This is a genomic window from Paenibacillus sp. J22TS3, assembly GCF_018403205.1.
Classification (GTDB): Bacteria; Bacillota; Bacilli; order Paenibacillales; family Paenibacillaceae; genus Fontibacillus; species Fontibacillus tuaregi.
Window position 1 is genome coordinate 38086 of the sequence record NZ_BOSF01000007.1, and the last position, 19434, is coordinate 57519.

General features: G+C 47.4%; 17 protein-coding genes. 5 read left to right on the forward strand and 12 right to left on the reverse strand.

All coding sequences use genetic code 11. The features are described 5' to 3' along the window. Positions 1 to 44: 44 nt before the first annotated feature. Together KJS63_RS20060 and KJS63_RS20065 are read right to left on the reverse strand one after the other, a co-directional pair. Complete coding sequence (locus tag KJS63_RS20060; RefSeq protein ID WP_213620757.1) at positions 45 to 3110, reverse strand: response regulator; 3066 nt, start codon at positions 3108 to 3110, stop codon at positions 45 to 47. A gap of 3 nt (positions 3111 to 3113) precedes the next feature. Continuing rightward, positions 3114 to 3641, reverse strand: a complete 528-nt coding sequence (locus KJS63_RS20065) for a CHASE3 domain-containing protein (RefSeq protein WP_213620758.1) — start codon at positions 3639 to 3641, stop codon at positions 3114 to 3116. Between the two features lie 228 nt (positions 3642 to 3869). Between KJS63_RS20065 and KJS63_RS20070 the strand changes: the two genes are divergently transcribed. Genes KJS63_RS20070 through KJS63_RS20085 form a run of 4 tightly spaced genes read left to right on the forward strand, consistent with a single transcriptional unit; the run spans position 3870 to position 7840 of the window. Continuing rightward, entirely contained in the window at positions 3870 to 5324 is a 1455-nt protein-coding gene (locus KJS63_RS20070; RefSeq protein ID WP_213620759.1) for a spore germination protein, read from the forward strand. Then, entirely contained in the window at positions 5321 to 6472 is a 1152-nt protein-coding gene (locus KJS63_RS20075) for a Ger(x)C family spore germination protein (protein WP_213620760.1), read from the forward strand. Before KJS63_RS20070 ends, KJS63_RS20075 begins: the two co-directional genes overlap by 4 nt. 42 nt (positions 6473 to 6514) lie before the next feature. Continuing rightward, entirely contained in the window at positions 6515 to 6703 is a 189-nt protein-coding gene (locus KJS63_RS20080) for a hypothetical protein (protein WP_213620761.1), read from the forward strand. Between the two features lie 42 nt (positions 6704 to 6745). After that, complete coding sequence (locus KJS63_RS20085; RefSeq protein WP_213620762.1) at positions 6746 to 7840, forward strand: GerAB/ArcD/ProY family transporter; 1095 nt, start codon at positions 6746 to 6748, stop codon at positions 7838 to 7840. Between the two features lie 68 nt (positions 7841 to 7908). Here KJS63_RS20085 and KJS63_RS20090 read toward each other — a convergent pair whose 3' ends face one another. The 7 genes from KJS63_RS20090 to KJS63_RS20120 all read right to left on the reverse strand — a co-directional run bounded on the left by KJS63_RS20090 (position 7909) and on the right by KJS63_RS20120 (position 15222). Then, positions 7909 to 8313: a VOC family protein gene (locus tag KJS63_RS20090; RefSeq protein WP_213620763.1), complete on the reverse strand. Its 405-nt coding sequence runs from the start codon at positions 8311 to 8313 to the stop codon at positions 7909 to 7911. A gap of 24 nt (positions 8314 to 8337) precedes the next feature. Beyond that, positions 8338 to 8910 (reverse strand): DNA-3-methyladenine glycosylase family protein, encoded by a 573-nt coding sequence (locus KJS63_RS20095; RefSeq protein ID WP_213620933.1) that lies wholly within the window; start codon positions 8908 to 8910, stop codon positions 8338 to 8340. 226 nt (positions 8911 to 9136) lie between these two features. After that, the gene (locus KJS63_RS20100) at positions 9137 to 10567 is read right to left on the reverse strand and encodes a YfcC family protein (protein ID WP_213620764.1); all 1431 of its coding nucleotides are present in this window, start codon (positions 10565 to 10567) and stop codon (positions 9137 to 9139) included. Positions 10568 to 10652: 85 nt separating this feature from the next. Then, a complete protein-coding gene (locus tag KJS63_RS20105) occupies positions 10653 to 12221 on the reverse strand; it encodes an amidohydrolase (RefSeq protein ID WP_213620765.1) in 1569 nt (522 codons plus the stop codon). 377 nt (positions 12222 to 12598) lie between these two features. Next, positions 12599 to 13312 carry a GntR family transcriptional regulator gene (locus KJS63_RS20110; protein WP_213620766.1) on the reverse strand — a complete coding sequence of 238 codons (714 nt, stop codon included), beginning with the start codon at positions 13310 to 13312 and terminating at the stop codon, positions 12599 to 12601. Between the two features lie 108 nt (positions 13313 to 13420). Then, entirely contained in the window at positions 13421 to 14236 is an 816-nt protein-coding gene (locus KJS63_RS20115; protein ID WP_213620767.1) for a fructoselysine 6-kinase, read from the reverse strand. 17 nt (positions 14237 to 14253) lie between these two features. Next, entirely contained in the window at positions 14254 to 15222 is a 969-nt protein-coding gene (locus KJS63_RS20120; RefSeq protein WP_213620768.1) for an SIS domain-containing protein, read from the reverse strand. 201 nt (positions 15223 to 15423) lie between these two features. On the opposite strand from KJS63_RS20120, the gene KJS63_RS20125 reads away from it, so the two are divergent. Next, on the forward strand, positions 15424 to 16764 hold the full coding sequence (locus KJS63_RS20125; RefSeq protein ID WP_213620769.1) for an amino acid permease: 1341 nt from the start codon (positions 15424 to 15426) through the stop codon (positions 16762 to 16764). Positions 16765 to 16817: 53 nt separating this feature from the next. Here KJS63_RS20125 and KJS63_RS20130 read toward each other — a convergent pair whose 3' ends face one another. The 3 genes from KJS63_RS20130 to KJS63_RS20140 form a co-directional block, all read right to left on the reverse strand. Continuing rightward, positions 16818 to 17276: a 2-thiouracil desulfurase family protein gene (locus KJS63_RS20130; protein ID WP_213620934.1), complete on the reverse strand. Its 459-nt coding sequence runs from the start codon at positions 17274 to 17276 to the stop codon at positions 16818 to 16820. Positions 17277 to 17328: 52 nt separating this feature from the next. Further along, positions 17329 to 18075, reverse strand: a complete 747-nt coding sequence (locus KJS63_RS20135; protein WP_213620770.1) for a MerR family transcriptional regulator — start codon at positions 18073 to 18075, stop codon at positions 17329 to 17331. A 157-nt stretch (positions 18076 to 18232) separates the two neighbouring features. Beyond that, positions 18233 to 19222 (reverse strand): cation diffusion facilitator family transporter, encoded by a 990-nt coding sequence (locus tag KJS63_RS20140; RefSeq protein ID WP_213620771.1) that lies wholly within the window; start codon positions 19220 to 19222, stop codon positions 18233 to 18235. Positions 19223 to 19434 lie beyond the last annotated feature (212 nt).

A 19434-nucleotide genomic window follows, 5' to 3' on the forward strand; every position in this document is an offset into this window, starting at 1 on the left:
CCATATAACTCAGGTAATCCCCTTCTAAGCCTGCTAACTTCTTCTTATCCGTACAACCAGACTTTCAGCATGGAGATCAGCCTTACGGTATCAATCGGCTTGCTGATGTAGTCCGATGCTCCTGCATCTAAGCATAGCTGCCGGTCTTCTTTCATCGCTTTGGCGGTTAGGGCAATGATCGGGAGATGCTGGAATTGCGGCATCGCCCGAATCGCTCTCATCGTTTCATACCCGTCCATTTCAGGCATCATAATATCCATCAGAATCAGGTTGAAGTTGGTATCTTTCTCAAGCAGTTCCAGCGCCTCACGGCCGTTCTCGGCAAAAACAACCTCCAGGTTGTGCGATTCCAGGACATTGGACAGTGCAAAAACGTTCCGGATATCGTCCTCAACCAGCAGAATTCGCTTGCCGTCAAATGCGTCTTCACTGTTATGCAGCTTATTCAGCATTTCACGGCGGTCTTCCGGAAGATTCGCCTCCACCCGATGAAGGAAAAGTGCGGTCTCGTCAAACAGCCTTTCCTGTGACCTTACATTCTTCACAATGATGCTCTCCGCGTACTTCTTCAGCTCCATCTCTTCCCGCATGTCCAGCTCTTGCCCGGTATAAATGATAATAGGAAGCTCGTGAAGCTGTTCTGTGTGCCGAATCCGGTCAAGCAGCTCAAATCCGGAGATATCGGATAAGCCAAGGTCCATCACCATGCAGTCATAATGCTCAACCTGCAAGGTTCTTAAAGCCTCTTCCCCAGTTGATACCGCCGTGATGAGTACATCATCGTGACCAATCAATTCAACCATGCTGTCCCTAAGCACAAGGTCGTCCTCCACAATCAGCAGCCGCTTCATCTCACGGTTCATGAAAGATTCAATCCGGGACAGGGCATTCTCAATATTCTCTTTATTCACCGGCTTCTTCAGGTAGGCCATCGCCCCCATGGTAAGCCCCTGCTGCTGCTCATCAACCACAGATATAACATGGACTGGAATGTGGCGTGTCTCAGGATTCTGCTTTAGACGTTCCAGGATCGACCAGCCGTCGATGACCGGCAGCTGGATATCCAGCATGATCGCGTCCGGCTTAAATGCATGTACCAAGGCTAAACCCTTATCTCCCTGAAGCGCAACTAACACCTTGAAGCCCCGCGAACGAGCAATATCGAGCATGATCTTAGCAAAATGGATGTCATCCTCAATGATCAGCAGCACCTTATCCCCCGGCTTGATCTGCTCCCGGTCATCCTCGATCTCTGAAGAGACGAGCAGACTCGGATTCGTAAGCTCAACATCCGGGATGAGCACCTCATTCCTCAATGGGGTATGCACTGGATTCACACCGTCACTTTGAATGGGTTCATCCCAGTTTGCTAGGAATGGGCCGGATTCAATATTCGGAATATAAAGAGTGAATGTGCTGCCGTGGCCCTCTTCACTCTCAATTTCAATATGGCCTCCGATTAAGCCGGCAAGCTCACGGCTGATTGTCAGGCCAAGTCCAGTGCCGCCATACTTTCTGCTGGTCGTGCCATCGGCCTGTTGGAACGCCTCGAATACCAGGTCCATTTTATCCTTGGCAATACCAATGCCTGTATCTGTTACAGCAAAAGCAAGATAACTCTCGGGTTCTTGCGGCGTTACCTCGCCTGAACGAGGTGTCGTAGTTATTTTCAGAGATACTCTGCCCTTGTCCGTAAATTTAATAGCATTTGACAGCAGATTCTTTAAGATTTGCTGGAGACGATGCCCATCGGTATATACCGTCTCAGGCACCCCATCTTCCGCTTCTATCGTAAATCCAATTCCCTTCTTCGAGGCCACAGGCTCGAAATTACGCTGTAGTGCCTCTTTCAACTCTTCCAGACACAACGTCTCCTTCTCCACTTTCATTTGACCCGCTTCTACCTTGGACAAATCTAGAATCTCATCGATTAACCTCAGAAGATCACTTCCCGAAGTATGAATCGTTCTAGCATAATCCACCTGCTTCTGCTGAAGATTGCCTTCCTTATTATCCGCAAGCAGTTGTGACAGGATAAGAAGGCTGTTAAGTGGGGTACGAAGCTCATGAGACATATTGGCAAGGAATTCAGACTTATACCGGGAGGCGGTCTTTAATTCTACCGCTTGCTGCTCCAGCTTTCTGTTCTGCTCTTCTACCTGCTCTTTAATCGTTTCCGTCTGACGCATTTGGTTCTCCAGTTCAACTGACCGGGCTTCCAATTCCTGATTAATCTGTTCAAGCTCGTCCTGCTGGGAGACCAGCTCTTCGGACTGGGCCTGCAATTCCTCTGTCTGCTGCTGCAGCTCCTCCGTCTGGGCTTGAAGTTCCTCGGACATCGCCTGGGATTCTTCAAGAAGCCGCTTCACCTCCATTTGTGCTGCCACGCTGTTCAGTGCCGTACCTAATGTTCTGCATGCTTCTTCAAGCAGCTCCTGTTCAAGTGAAGTGAATGTATCTACTGAGGCAAGCTCGATAACCCCTTCGACCTTGCCTTCAAATACTACGGGCACAATCAGGATGCTGCTTGGCAGGGATTCTCCCAATCCTGTTGTAATCCTCACATGATGATCGGGAACGGTACCCAGCAGAAAGCTGCGCTGCTCAAGTGCGCTCTGCCCAACCAGCCCTTCACCCATTTTGAAGGAATCCGCTGGCGAGCCTCCAGCCTGCCCGGCAAAAGCGGCTTCTTTATGCAGAGTGTCCCCTGTCCGGCGGTAGAACACACCATAAGAAGCGTGTAGCAGCAAAGCTGCTTTTGCTACAAACGCCTGAGCAAGCTCGGAGATAAGAGAGAATCCCTGAGACGATGTAGCCAGCTCAGCAATCCCGGTTTGGAGCCAATTTTCCTGCTCATGCTTATCCAGCAACCGATTGGTCGCCTCACCAAGATCACGAATTTCATCACGAGTCCGAATCTCTATCCGCTGCTGGCTTATCCTATTCTCCGATAAGGCAATCTCATCGATCGCCTTGGTTACCTGCTCAATGGACCTCACAATTGTCCTTGAAATAAGCAGTGCCGCAAGAATAGATACAGCAGTGACAAAAGCAAGCAGCAGGTATAACCCGGTTTTAAAATCAGCATTCTTCTGATCCAGATCATCCACGCGCTAGCTTGTTAACTTGCTCTCTGTATCCCTGAACAGTCCCAATTGCCCCCGGAGCTCATCTATCATTTCCTTTCCCGGATCTTCTTTGAAGAAACGGATGATCTCGGCCGTATTGTTGTTCCTTTTTAAATCTATGGTTCGGTCCCCAGCTACGTTAATCCACTGCTGGATGTTCACCTTGATTGCCTCAAGGTTCCGCTGCTGGGCGGGATTGTCCCCAACTAGCTGATACAGCTTGTTAAAATCAGATACCCACTCGGTTTTGCCGCTTCTATACGGCTCCAAGTAACTATCGTCCTTGGTAATCATAAAGCCGCGCTGCCCCGTTTCCATATCCAGCACATGTTTCTCAATCCGATTCGCCAGATTATGGACCTCCATATCGTGATCCGTAATGAAATCAATTTCCCGCTCCATGGCTGTAATCCGGCTGTTCAAGAGCACAATCGATGCACCAAGGCATAATACAATAAGGAAATAACCTAATATGATTTTGAGACGTATACTGAATCTCCGGCTTCTAAACATCAGACACTTCTCCCCATTCCCCATTTTGTTATGTATGAGATAATTTACATAGAACATCAGGAATTTTGTCCCAACCCTATCATTATAAAGCAAGCAGGCAGAAGAATCAGCAAATTAACACAGTAATTCACACAAAGCAATGTAAATCCTTCCTGAATCTGTATAAGTTGGCTTCATGATTGGCATTCTAATTAAACCCAATTCTTGAAATGACAGGAGGTGCAGTCGATGGACACAGAAGGAACCCAGCTTGAACAAATTAATGAGCTGCTTGCAGCCATTGAAGATGTTAACAAGATGAGCTTTGTCATCCATGGCCACACCTGTGTGCTTATTTACATAGAATCCATCATTAATATGCAGACCCTGCATCAGAGAATCGCTGATGTTCTGATTAAGGAAGCCGCGGCTTCGGAATCCAGCGAAGACAACATCGTCAGCATGCTAAATAAGGGCATGTTAATTCCCATGCCCTCCACAGTAGCCAAGTCTGCTGAGGATGCCGTTGATCACTTGGTTAGGGGGGAGGTTCTCCTGTATTTAAGTGAATCCGACAAGATCTTCATGTTCAACCTTGTAAAATACAAGAAGAGAGCCGTTTCCGAATCGAAAAATGAACTCGTCGTGATCGGTCCCCAGGAAGCGTTTATTGAGGACATTAACAGCAATCTGTCCCTGTTAAGGCATAAGATCAAACATCCTGATTTGAAAACAATCCGTTATGAGGCTGGTAAATACACCAAAACAGTCATTTATATTGTCTATATCGAAGGGTTATGCGAGCCCGAAATCGTTAGGGACCTGGATCAGGAAATGCGCAATATGGATCTCGATGGAGTACTGGGGATCAGTTATACCGCTGAGCAGACGAAAAAAGGAAACCGCACCCCTTTCCCCCAATTCCAGTACACCGAGCGCCCGGATTCCGTTGCAGCCTCATTGCTGGAAGGCCGGGTCGGAATTTTACAGGACGGGACTCCCTCGGCGCTGCTCGTCCCCGTTACCTTTTTCTCACTGATGCAGTCCTCCGAAGATTATTATCAGAGCTTTATGTCCGCCTCCTGGATCCGTATGGTCAGGCTGCTCTTTGCCGTCATCTCCATGCTGCTCCCATCCCTTTATGTAGCCATCACTACCTTCCAGCCGGAGATGATTCCGACCGATCTGCTGCTTACGTTTGCTGCAGCCCGGGAGAATATTCCCTTCTCCGCCTTAACCGAAGCCCTGATCATGGAGCTTACGTTTGAAGGATTGCGTGAGGCGGGCACCCGGATTCCCAAGCCCGTAGGACAGACCATCTCCATTATTGGGGCCATTGTAATTGGACAAGCTGCCGTACAGGCCGGCATTGTATCCACACCGATGGTCATTGTCGTCTCCATTACCGGAATCGCCTCCTATATTATTCCCCATTATGAACTCGGGCTTGCCCTTAGGCTGCTTAGGTTCCCGCTGCTTATATTGGGAGGAACTACTGGCTTAATAGGCGTATTTATCGGCACCTTTGTCGTATTCGGGCACCTTGTCAACCTCAAATCGTTCGGCACACCCTACATGCAGCCGGTTGCACCGCTGATCTTAAAGGACTGGAAGGATGTATTCGTTCGTGTGCCATCTCCGATCATGAAGTCAAGGTCGAGTGCTTACACTTCACGTAATCCAAGGAGACAGAATTCCAAATGAGTACTGTAAGACGCTTGATCCTCCTTCTGCCTTTCCTTCTTCTTACCGGCTGCTGGTCCAAGGTGGAGATCGATGAGCAAATCTTTGTCTTTGCCATTTATGTTGATAAAGGGGATAAGCCGGGGACAGTAAAACTTACAATCAGCAGTCCTCTGCCTAACCGGATGATGTCCGGTCAGCAGGCTGGAAGTGGCGGAAGCGGCGGCGGCAAGCCTTATGCGATAATCTCCAAAACAGCAGATACTATTCCGGATGCATTTATGGATTTACAGAAAGATCTAACACGTCGTTTGAACTTTGGGCATACACGTGAAATTATCGTGGGACGGGATTATGCTGAAGAGGGAATCGGGGACTTGCTCGACTGGATCAGGATGGAACCCGCATTTCATATCAGCAGCTTCCTTGGCACAGCTCCCGGGAAGGCCCGGGAGGTGGCAGATTTAACTCCTCTGTACGAACAGATGCCTGCCGAGGTGCTCCGTAAAATGAATTTGCAGCATGTAATGTTCAGCACCACCGTGAAGGACTGTTTAATTGCGCACAGCTCGAAGGTTGGCTTTGTCACAAATAACATGATGGTTGGCACTCAACAAATGCCAAGTGAGAATGGGAAATTGGATGAGTGGGTAGGAGTCCAGGGCGCGGCCCTTTATCAACACGACAAGTTTAAAGGTACGCTGCAAGCAGAAGAGGCTCGTGCCCTAGCCTGGGCTACCGGCAGGCTCGACAGGCTGGCCTATACGGTCTATTGGGACAAGGGGGATAGCCGGGCAAGCGTGCTGTTTACTGATCTTAAGGCAACAAAAAAAGTAACCCTATCCGATGGAACCCCAAAATATACGATTTCGCTTACAGGATCTGGGGATCTCCTTTATAAGAAAAATTCTAAACAGCGAGACGAAACAGAACTGAACTCCATTATCACAACTCAGCTAAATGCAAAAGTAAAACTAGATTTAGAACGGGCGCTTCTTCAGACCCGGCAATTGGGGTCGGATGCACTGGGGCTGGGCTTATTGCTCGAATGGAAGTATCCCGGTCTATGGGAACGGATACGGGAGGATTGGACGGATTATTACAAGAATCAGGTGGAGATCGAGGTCAAGACTACCATGAATGTTAGATACTTGACCAATAAGCCATAAGGGTTCCCGGCGGATGACATACTATGGAAAGGATGAGGCCCTATGCTGGCCATATTGTTTGCAGGTATCGCAATCTATGAGTGGGTTAGGGTCAAGAGCCCAAGCCCACATGATAAGCGGGTCTTCTGGTGGGTCTTGTCCATTCTGCTTGTATGGAACACAGCAGGCAATTTTTTGCCGTGGTGGCCTAACCCAAACCGGATTCTCCTGTTTGTAACAGGTTGGCTCTGACCGGAATCAGGCAATTCTCAGTATGAGGGGGGGATATGTAACATGCGTACAACTTCGTTTCAAATGTTTCGGTTCGCGACCATTTATATGCTTACGATCCCGCTTGCCTTTATGATTCCGCCCCTGATAACTACGTCTGGTTATCAAGGATGGATTCCTATATTGATCGGTGGTGCCATCAATATGGTGCTTATATTCTGCACGTACAAATTAGGTATTTTTACGGGGAGTCAATCCTGGACCGAGGCAGGTGAGAAGATCGCAGGCAAATGGGGGCACCGGATTGTGCTTCTCTTGCTCGTACTTTGGAGCATATATTATGTCTCCCTTGATATTGAACAGTTCACTTTATTTTATGGTACTGTCTATATGAGAGAGACTCCGTCCTGGTTCCTCAACCTCTTCATTGGGCTAATTACTATGATTACAGCAAGATGGGGGTTCTCAACGCTGATATATATCGGGGATGCCTCCTTTATTATTCTTGTTCTGGCGACTCTATTTATCCTGTACATCCTTGCCGGGGATGCGGATTATCAAATGCTGAGTGCGCTGCTCACCCATTTTGACACCAAAATTCTTGCTAAGGATGTGCTCAATGTAATTTCCTGGATCGGCGAATGGTTTGTCTTCCTGTTTATTACCCCCCATCTCGTTTTCAAGAAAACAACACTGCGTAACTTACTGTTGGGAAATGTGGTGGTGGTCTCCACCGTTCTGATCACTTGGATGCTGGTGCTCCTTAATTTAGGCCCGCATTTTGGCAGCATGGTGAAGTACCCTGTCCTCGAACTCATCAGGGGCACCTCCTTTACAGGTCTGGTGGGCAATGCCGATCCGGTGTTTATCGGCTTATGGGGCACATCCATGATCGTACATGACGCATTATTGCTCTATGTGGGGGCAACCTGCCTGTCACATCTGCTTAAATTTAAGGAGAAGGTACCGTTAATCATCCTGCTTGCTGGAACCTCAGTGGTGGCAGCCTTCCAATACAACCGGAATATATCTTTGTTCCAGAGTGACGTTTCACAATTTGGCTACTCCATTTACTGGGTGGTCATTAACGGGATTCCTATCTACTATGTGCTGCTGGCATTGGTTCGCGGGCAGTTTCGCAAGAAGAAGATTTCCTAGGATACAAGATGATCATTAGCACCTAGTGAATTCTGATGATAAAAGCCGCTTCGCAGCGGCTTTCATTGTTATTCTTTTGCAACCATTAACTTGTTGCCATCCGGATCTTCAATAACAAACCATTGCTCATACATGATTTCTGTGACCAAGGTGACGTCATTCTCCTGCATGAACTTGTAGGATGCTTCAAGATCGTCCGTGAGAAACATGAACGCTGGAGTGCTGATGTTCGGTGCACCTCCCTCCTCCGCGCCTCCCCACATCGGCATAGTGTCCAGAATCAGACCTGTTCCCTCCATGGGCAGCGGGCACAGGTGTCCAGCGATGATCTCAGCGTCCGCCGGGTTGAAGCCGAGTATCCGGCTGTACCACTCCCTTGCTTGCCCGATATCCCGAACGGGAAGAAACACGCTTCCAATCTTGTTCTTCAGCGGGCTTTGGCCAACTGATTGGTCATTCAATTTAGAACTCATTTGCAATCCCTCTCTTTTATCATATTATTCAAACGAAATCACCCACAAATAAATAGAAGCCACGGACCCCACGGGTGCGTATTTCTCGCAGTAACGATTAAACTGTGCCTTGTCCAGCTGGTCCAGCTGATACAGCTTCTTCATTCCCCTCCTTATCGCTATGTCTCCCCAGCTGACGACATCAGGCCGCTGAAGGGCATGAAGCAGCAGCATTTCAGCAGTCCATCTGCCAACACCCGGCAAGCTGGTCAGCCTTGCGATTACCTCCTCATCTGGAAGTGAATGAAGCTCGTCAAGAGAGAGCTCCCCCTGTTCAATAGTCCGGGCAATTTGTCTAATATTAATAGCTTTTCTCCTTGTAATACCGCAGCTCTGGATCTGCTCTGCAGTATACCCAGACAAATTTCCGGAAGTGATCTCCCCAAGTTCCCTCTGCATACGGCCCCATACCGTACCCGCCGCCTTGGCCGAGATGAGCTGTCCGATTACGGCATAAACAAGAGCCGAGAACATATCCGGCATGACTTTACGCTCCAATTTCCCAAGCCGCGTAATAGCCTGCCCAAGTATGGGATCAGCTTGAGAGAGATATTCCATCTCTTCTTGCCCGTATTCAAATATGTTCGTATGTGACAAGCTTCTCCCTCCATGTTTATTACTGGGTTGTGGTTTTTTGTTATCCTAGTTATAGCACATATTTCTGGATCAAGCCTTCACTATCTTGCTGTTTCATTCCTAGGAGACCCGGCACCCTGATTTCCATAAAAAATAACCCCCGGTTCGATTTAACCAAGGGTTCTGCCATGTAATGATTCAAGAAGGATTACATACCTACATATGCTGATAGAGCAGCAAAAATGGCAGCGATGATCCAGAGAACGGGGAAGAGTTTCATTATTACTTTCAGCCACTGTCCAAAATTAATCCGTGCAATGGCCAGCCCTGCCAATAGAACTCCGCCCGTTGGCGAAATCAGATTTGTCAGTCCATTCCCGAATTGATACGACGTAACGATTGCTTCTCTATTGATGCCTATAAGATCGCCTAATGGAGCGAGTACAGGCATAGTCAATGCAGCTTCTCCCGAAGAAGACGGGACGAAAAAGGTGATCAGATTATGAACAAGAAGCATGATGGTTGTAAATAAATAGCTGGGCAGTCCCCTCAGCAAGCCGGACAAATAATTCAGGATTGAATCAATGATCATTCCATTCTCGGCAATAACGAGGATTCCGCGTGCCAGTCCAATAATGACTGCCGCATATACAAATTCGGAACAGCCTTTAACAAAATTCTCTGCCATTTGTTTCTGGCTCATTCGGGATACAATTCCAGCGAATAACCCGAGAGCAAGGAACAAGGCACCAATTTCAGTCATATACCAGCCCTTGGCAAGAATACCCCAGACAATCAGACCCAACGTGACGACGAAGCCAATAATAATCAGCTTGTCCCGCAACGAGAAGTGAACCTCTTCTCCGGTATCTTCTTTTAGAAAGAGCGGACGATTGATAAGGTCATTATTAAATACAATCGACTTCTCAGGATGTTTCTTTACCCGGTGTGCATACCACATCGTAAACCCGATCGATACACCTGTGAATACCAGCCATTCAATCGAACGCAGCCATAATTGCGGATTGCCCTGAATGCCGGATACGCCTTGAGCGATAAGCACAGAGAATGGGTTCGTGGTAGAACCGACATATCCGATTTGAGTCCCCAAAAACAAGATGAGAATAGCGGTCAGAGAATCGAAGCCTAATGCAAACATCAGAGATATAAAGATGGTGTATAACGGTATGATTTCTTCACTCATCCCAAAAGTTGAGCCACCCAGGCTGAATATCACCATAGAAATTGGAATGACAAGAATTCCTCTATTCTTCAATCGTCGGGCGAGGGCCAGCAGCGCCCTGTCAATTGCTCCAGTGTTCAGGATAATTCCAAATGCTCCGCCCACGATAAGGACAAAAGACACCACATCGACAGCATTAATGACCCCCTGCATCGGAGCGCTGAGTATTTGGGGGATTCCCTGTTTTAAATCTCCAGCCTCACCGCTTTTCGGAACGGTATGATAGGTGCCGGGAACAATTACGGTTTTGGTAATGCCGTTTACGGTTGTCTCTTCCCGTTTGAACTGGCCGCTTGGGATAATCCACGTTAAAGCTGCCATGAGAATAATAATAAAGAAGATGAGGGTGTAGCTATGAGGTAAAGCCCATTTTTTCTTCTTATTTGTCGCTTCCATTGAAGAATCCCTCGTTCCAGAGTAATATCGTTATAGAACGTCTTACTTATAATGGTCTAGTTCTCCTCCCAACCATCTGTCATCATTACCCCGACGTTCTGTCATGTACGATTTTTCCATTTGCAATTGTAAGATCAGCTTTTGCTTCCCTAATCTGCTCTGGTCTTGTCGTGAACAGATTCCGGTCAAAAACTGCAATATCCGCATATTTGCCTGGCTTCAGTGTGCCCACTTTATGTTCCATAAAGGCGTGCTTCGCTCCATGGATTGTCCAGGCTTTTAACACCTCAGCCAAGGGCAGTCCCTTCTCAGGATACCAATCCGTACTGGCTGAACCCTCAGGAAACCGTCTAACCGTTGCGGCAAAGATAGAATCTGGCACACTCGTCATAAACAGAGGGAGGTCAGTGCCAATGGTTATAGTCACTCCGGAATCCAGCATAGTGCGATAATCATAGAATTTGGATGCATTCTCCTCCCCTGCGACCTCAGCCATGTAGGATTCTTCGCGAGATGGGTTAAGGAGCAGTATTTGAGCATAGATTTCAGCAAAGATTCCGTTTGATGCCATCCTTTTTAGATCATCAGGATGTGGATACTCCAGATCACTTATGGAATGCCGAGCATCCCGTTCTCCATGAACTTGTCTGCATTTCTCCAGCATGTCTACAGCTTTGCGGATTGCTGCATCACCTTCAGCAGTCAGACAACACTTCAATCCAGCCCGGTCAGCACGCAGAACAGCTTCTTCGATAGCTGCGTAATCCACCGGCCTCAGATTGGTGACGCCTGGCATGTCCGCATAAGGCTCCAGCATGTCCGCTGTGTGATCGGCCACTACGCCATCCAGCATGATTTTGTAACCTTGAAACCTGAGACGGTCACTGGAATAGAGCTCCTTATATTTCAGACCGGTCTCTGTATCAAGCTCATCAAGTACTGGTTCTAGTGAGAAATGAACCCGTAGCGGCAGCCGCCCTTCCTCTTCGAGTGAGGACAGAACCTGCAGCATGCCACTGTAATCATCAAATCCAATGTCTTTAATGGAGGTAACCCCCCGCTCCGCCAGCACACTGCAAAAATCAAGGAATTCCCTCTTAACCGTGTCTGTATCTCCCAGCATTTCTTTCAGTAGATGGGCTCTTGCCTCAGCACTGCATTCTCCAGGTTGGAAATGGTACTTATCTATAGCCAACTGGTTCATCCAGCACCAGTTCTTACTTCGGTTAATAGCGATAACCGCACGATCCAGAAAGGCCGTATCCAACATGGATTGATCCGGAAGCTCCCCCCAAATATTGAGGTCCCAACCGTAAGCGTATACATTTTCTCCATGGGGAAGAGTGCTTGAGTATTTAACCATTAAATCTAAAGCTTCAGAAGCAGATTGAGTATTGGAAAGATCAACCCCCCGGTGCATCGACATATAACCCGTAAAAAACACGTGGTTATCATGGATTCCCGGCATTACCAATTGATCCCCAAGCTGAAACACTTTAGTATCAGGTCCGATCCATTCCCTCTCTTGCCCCGGCTGGCCAACAGCAACAATATGGTCATTCTTAACTGCAACATATCCCTCCATAGGGACATCACCATCACCGGTAAATATAGCCTTGGATACAAGAACAAGATCGGCTGCGTTCTTAACCATAAGCCATGCCTCCTTCTCTGATTGAGAACCTATTACCTAAATGCCAAATTTAAGAATTAGCCATTATATAAAATGAACTTATGAAGGTTACCCTTTTAGGGCGCTGCAATGCCGAGTGTTCTTACGACCCCTGTTGTCTCCGAAATCCTTGAAATAGATTTCCAATGGGGCATTTCGGAGACAAAGGCGGACGCTCCGCTTCTTCAGAATCACTCGGGATCGAAGCTAAGATCGGTAAATTCTAAAGTTCATTTTATATATTTGAAAAAAAGCCGTTCTATTACATGACGTATTACAACGTTATGGATTAGAGAATACAGACTGCTCCCCTTATGTATAGAAGCAGTAACCATATCCACCACCAAAGAACGGCTCCATTAAAGTGTAAATTGATACCGGTCACCGATAATATATTGCTTGCCCACATGAACCGGCTGTCCATTCTGATCATTGATCATCGTGTACATATAAAATAATGGCTTGCCAATTGCCGTATCCAGAAGTTTGGCCTTCTGTTCATCTGCCAGAACAATTTCAAGTGTTGTCTCGCCAGGCTGGCAAGGATCAATATCGTATTTCTCCCGTAACAATTCGTACAATGAACCCTCCAAGCTTTCGTTAAGAAGAAATGCAAACCGTTTGTATGGATAGTAGTTATTTTCCAGCATTAGCGGATTGTCTCCTCCGTATCTCTTCCGCTGAATAAAGACTACCGGTTCCCCTGGCTCCAAGCCCAACTTATGCTGCACATCTGCATCGGGTTTTATAACCTCTTTTTGCGTAACAACACTATGCGATGATATTCCGTTAGCTGCACATGCCGCCGTAAAACCTATAACATGCTCAATCTTCCGCCCTATCTTCGCTTGATTCACGAAGGTTCCTTTACCCTGCCGTTTCACAAGGTACCCTTCCTGACACAGTTCCTCAACGGCTTTTCTAACGGTAATTCGGCTTACATTAAACCGGTTGCTTAACTCTATTTCTGTGGGAATTTTCTCTCCATGCTTAAATTCCTCATTCGTGATCGCCGTATGAATTGCTTTTTTCAGTTGAATATATAATGGTTCAGCTTGCTCTGGATTTAACATATTAACCCTCGCCTGTTCGTATAACGTTATAGATACAGATGATTCCATCCATACTACTCTTTAAAGAGTAACAAACGCCGTACCATTACACAAGCGGGTGACCGCTCCTTAATTATAAGGGACACCGTAGCCAAATGACCCTTCTACCAGACAGCTCTCGGCTGCGAAGCGGGAGCCTTCGATCATGGCAGCCTGCACGTTCTTTTCTCTCAAGTAATGGATGAGAAAGGCGGCAATGTAGGAATCCCCTGCTCCCATCGTATCTACAGCTTCGACAACCATGGGCTCCTGGAAATAAAAACGGGTTCCATCGTAAGCCATACTGCGGCTGCTTCCACGAGTCGCAATGATTAATTGGTTTCCACCCGCCCATTTGGACCTGATATAATCCTGTGCCGCTTCATCGGTCAAATGACTACAGGAGAAGAACGCAAAATCCGCATAACCTATATACTTATCCACCTGCTCTTCTTCGAAATCATCAGAGAAATCGAAAGAAAGTGGAACCCCGAGTTGAGTAAGTTCTGGAAGCAAATGGCCTGTATGACTGTAAAGACCGGTGTGCATAACCGCAAAGTTGCGAATATAAGCCTTATCATCCTCGGTCAGCTGGAGAGGATACATGCGGGTTACTCCGCCTTCATTACTTCCGAGGAATACCCGATCCCCATTCTCCAAAGTTACACGGGCGCATCCATTCTCGCCGTCAAAATGACGGCATCTGGATACATCGATCTGGAGCTCTTGCAGCACTTGCTCAACATGCCTTGCCTCTTGATCATTGCCAAACGTCCCCATAAAAGCTGCATCGACGCCTAATTTTTTTGAGAAGACACTAAAATTCACTGCATTTCCACCAGGGTACATTAGGTTAAGGTGAACATATTTATCTACGACATTATCTCCGATCCCCAGCACTTCCATGCTATTCTCACCTCGATTTAGTATGCCACTTTGCCCATGTAACGGCGTGTTTCGAGTGGATGATTCCGGACTTCGGCTAACGTTTCACGGTAAACACATAGAATGCTATAGAATAATACCGGATTGAAAAATTCAACCACTTCATCCGCAATGGTATTAATTCCGAGTTCCTTCGCATCCACGATTTCCACTTTCCCCGCGTATTGGTTAAGGAAGATTCTTGCACGTTCATCCAGAGCACGTGTACGTCCTTCATTCATCAACAGAATGAATGGAGTCTCTTTATCTGTTACTTCGAACGGACCGTGGAAATACTCTCCAGAATGAATTGAGGATGCATTCAGCCACTGCATCTCCATCAGGGAACAAATTGCGAAGCCGTATGCATGGCCGTAAGATGCTCCGCTTGATAAAATGTAGAACAAATCCTCGTTCTTATATTTGTCGGCAAAAGCTTGGGCGCGCTCGGCAACAAGCAGCTTGCCGCTATTTATAATTCCGCCTATTTTGTTCAATCCACTTTGGAACGCTTCGTATGCGGCATAACCTTCGGTTGTGTTTAGAATTTCCACCGTCAATTCCATAATAATCGCCATAGGATTGTTCTTAACGTCACTCTCCTCACCCCATTCGTAGATGAAGGAATGATCCGAATATTTCAACAGGGCTGCTTCCCGGTTATGTGTTAAGCCAATCGTGTGTGCTCCTTGTTCTTTAGCTGTTTTGGCCGCTTCCACGGATTCCGGCGTATTCCCCCCATGTGAGCAGACAATAACAACCGAGTCTTTATTTAGCCGCTTGGGAAGCGCGTGTACGAACTCATTGGCAGTGTACAGCCCTCCTACGATCTTACGTGCTTCACTGTCCAGAAAATACTTAGAGGGATACATGTCGACCAGAGACCCTCCACAAGCCACTAAATATACCTCTGAAATCCCATTCTCAGTCTGCTTGTTGATTGTCTGGATAACTTTTTGTACGTTCATTTTTCTTCTCTCCTTTTATATAACGTTATATAACGTATTATCTACGTGTTTTATATTAACCGCTTTCATTTATCTCGTCAAGAGTTTTATTTTTCAGACAATGGCCTATCCTAGATAGGACATTTATTGTAATATGAAATTTAAGTTTCTTTATCACATTAATTATGACAACCTGTCAGTCATAAGGGGGATCAGACAGAATTGAAGTCATCAGAAGACTCACTACAGAAGAAATTGCGGCCGCGCCATATCAGTTTCATGGCTATGGGCGGCGTAATCGGAACCGGAATATTTAAAGGAAGTTCAGAAACGATCAGTCTCGCTGGCCCGGGTGTTATCTTTTCGTATGTTTTTGCCGGGCTGCTTCTACTGGTTGTCATGGGGGCCATTGCCGAGATGGCCACGGTGTACACAAACAAGAATATGAAAGAGTTTATCCGTGAAGCTTTCGGCGAAAGACTTTCCTTTGTTGTTGGCTGGCTGTACTGTTTCATGTGGCTGGCTGTATGTATTATAGAAGTTATTGCCGCGGGAAGCTTTCTTCAATACTGGCTGCCCGGGGTTCCCCTATGGGTGCTAAGCCTTGCGAGCGCCGCGTTCATTATTCTGATCAACACGATGAATGTCCGTGGCTACGGGGAGATGGAATTTTGGCTGGCCGGAATCAAAATTTTTATGATCATTGTATTTATTGTTCTGGGAGCCTGCATCCTTGTCGGAATCATTCCCGACCCCCAGGTTCATGGACTGAAGAACTACACAGAGCATGGCGGCATCTTCCCTAATGGATGGACCGCGATCTTCTCAGCCCTTCTGGTGGTTATGTTCTCCTATGGAGGTTCAGAGCTTATCGGCCTAACGCTGACTGAAGCTGAGAATGCGGATAAGATTCTGCCTAAAGTGGTCAAGAACTTTATCCTGCGGGTCATCCTGTTCTATACCCTGCCCATCCTGATTATCTGCGGACTGATTCCATGGGACCAGCTAAGCGGGAATACAAGTCCATTTGTGCAGGTGCTGTCATCGACCGGACTGCAAGGAGCGGCTCATCTGATGAACTTCATACTGGTAACGGCCGTCCTGTCCGCTGCCAATTCAGGCATCTATGGAGCTACCCGGATGCTTCACTCTATGGCAAGCGATGGGGAAGCGCCCTCGGGGCTGCGCAAGCTTTCCCGAACCGGTGTGCCCATGAACAGCTTAATCTTCTGTGCGGTAGTTCTGCTGGTCGGCTCCATGCTGGCTTACATTTCACAGGAGGGATTGTTCCGCCTGCTCATGGCCGTGCCTGGGTTTGTCGTAATTCTGGTATGGATTTGCATCTGCCTGTCCCAGCTCAAATTGAGAAAGCAATATCCGAAAGAGCCAGGCTTCAAGGTATGGGGATTCCCCTTTATCACCGTGCTTACCATAGCAGCGTTAACCGTGATCGCCGTACTGTTCGTAGTGGATGCTCAGAACCGTATCAGCATCAGCGTATGTATCGCACTTGTGATTTTCCTGTCCATCTGGTCGGTATTCAAATTTAAAAAGAAAGCATAAACCCAACAGAGCCTCTGCGCAGTGCAGACGGCTCTGTTTGTTCATTGCTCTGATCACTCCCCTGATCCAAGCCAGGAAATTTCTGATTCAACTTGAATTCCATGCTTCCTCAGCAGCGCCGTGGTAACGCCAATCCCTTCAACCTTCATATTCGAGAATTCCCCGTTATAGATCATCGCGCTTCCACAGGATGGACTGTACTCCTTCAACACAACGGTTGATGCGCCCATCTCTTGGGCAATCTCCAAGGTCCTATACGCTCCAGCCACATACATTTCTGTCACATCCCTGCCGGAGAGCTCGACCACCTTAGCCCTGCCCTCAAGCACGTCGTTTCCATCACCGCCCTGAATTTCCGCTGGCTCCCTTGGAACAGAGAACCCTCCGAGCAATTCAGGACATACGGTTACCGCTCGACCTTCCTCAATTAACCTCGTTATTCGCCTATCCAAACTGCCGCTTCCGTTATATCTCACTTCAAGGCCTGCGAGACAAGAGCTTACAAGAATCAATTTATACACCTTCTTCACTCATTCGAATAGCCTAATTCTATCACAGAATGACCTATTCACCATCCGCATATGCAGATGCCGCTGCTCCGAGGTAATAAGCCAGCCCCGTCTGCTGAGACTCCAGCATCTCCCTGTGAAAGTCATCCTGCATAAAAAAACGGGTCTGTTCCGCAAAATCAGCTGGACTGAAGGAATGCCCATGCCGGCTCAGAAACTCCAGGTGATTGCGGATCAACCCGGTTACCCGACTGTCATCGTGCCTTACCTTTCCTCTTAACGATTCTGCCATGCTGTTCATAAAGTGAGCTGCTTCCTTCGCCTGGGCATTCATTTCCTCCACCTCAATCGGCTCGCTACCCAGCATTTCATAGTTATATGTGTCTTTGAGGTACTGCTCCTGCTGCGCAAGCGCCTCTCTCCATTCCTCTTCTCCTGCTAATCCGCTGAACATGTCTTTTGGGTTCATAGCTTCTCCTTTCATTGCTGAAATCATTGAGATGTCCAGTGTCCGGACAACTTCGTTTAATCGTTGTGCTTTTGCAACAAGCTGTGTCCTCTGCTCCTGCAGGACTTCAAGACGGTCCGGCTCCCCATCAAGGAGCTGTTTAATGGCCGCTAGCGGGAAATCCAGCTCTTTATAAAAAAGAATCTGCTGCAGCCTCTCCAGCTCAGGTGTGCCATAAAGACGGTAACCCGACTCACTGATCCTGCCCGGTATCAATAGTCCAAGCTTGTGATAATGATGCAGAGTCTTCACCGTAACCTTGGAAATCTCCGAAACCTCTTTTACCGTATACATCTGCTGCTCACCTCCTTCTGACAAGAATCAGTGTAAGGGCTCCTCTTAGGGGAGAGTCAAGCGTAAAAAAGAATAGGCCGACCCGGAATCTCTGGTTGGCCTAAAAAGTACGAAAGGACTGCTCCCCGGGGAACAGTCCAATCTTTGCCACTATAGCTTATTGCTTACCCTCGGAGGGATGCCAGTCCCGAACCCCGTTATCCTCAATAATGCCGATGGTCACATCCGCAATATCCCGGTCCTGCAGCAAGCTGTCTCTAACTTTGAATTTAATATCATCCGCATCCGCCAGCGTTAATCCAGGCTTCAGTTCAATTAACCCATCCACATGATAATAGCGGCCTTCCTGCATCACACGCAATTGGTATATATCCGTTACATTAGCATTTGAGAAAATAATTTTAGCTACCTTCTCCTCCACCTCAGGTGGGGCGGACACACCGATCAACCCAACCATATTGTCGTAGCCTACCCGGAAAGCAACGGCAATCATCAAGAATCCAATTAGAATGGTGGATATCCCGTCCAACAAGGTGAAGCTCGTTAACGAAGTCACCACGACCGCGATCAGAGCCAGAAATGCACCTGTTGTTGCCACCAGATCTTCATAAAATACCAGCCGGGTTGGTGGAGCGGCTCTGCCCACATTGCGGAACGCTGCTGGGATGACCGCAGCCCCCTTGGCTTCCACCCGGGCCTCATGCACAATTTCCTTCATGGCTTTGATCAGAACAAATCCATCCACTGCGATCGATAATAGAAGTATGGCTAGATTCAACCAGAATCCGTGCGATTCTGATGGGTGGGATAGTAGATGGAATCCCTCACGTATAGTCTCGTAAGCCATGACGGTTACAACAATAACCGCTACCATACAGAACAGATTTATGACCCGGCCAAAGCCTGTCGGAAATCGGCGGGTCGGCTTCTTCTCTGACAGCACGCTCCCCGCAAATACAAAAGCCTGATTCACAGCATCTGCCGTTGAGTGCATGGCGGAAGCGAACATAGCCCCACTGCCGGTGAATCCAGCTGCAACTCCTTTTACAATGGCGACCCCTGTGTTTCCAATCGCCGCTAGCGCGGATGAGGTATTCCCCTTCTTCAATAATTCCTTAAAGCTGGTTTTACTTTCGTCTGCATTCACTGTGGATGTTTCCTCCCAAATCATGATTATATTCATTGTTATACATATTCATTCAGCTACTATTTACGTGAGTTAGACCTTTTTAGTTTCACTTAGTTTCATAAGTACGATCTGTATATTATTAACCATGTGCCCCGTATTCGCACCTTACAATTGCAGTTGTACTCTGCTAACCTCCCAACATATGTAAATGACAGCTGCCTGCCGTCCTG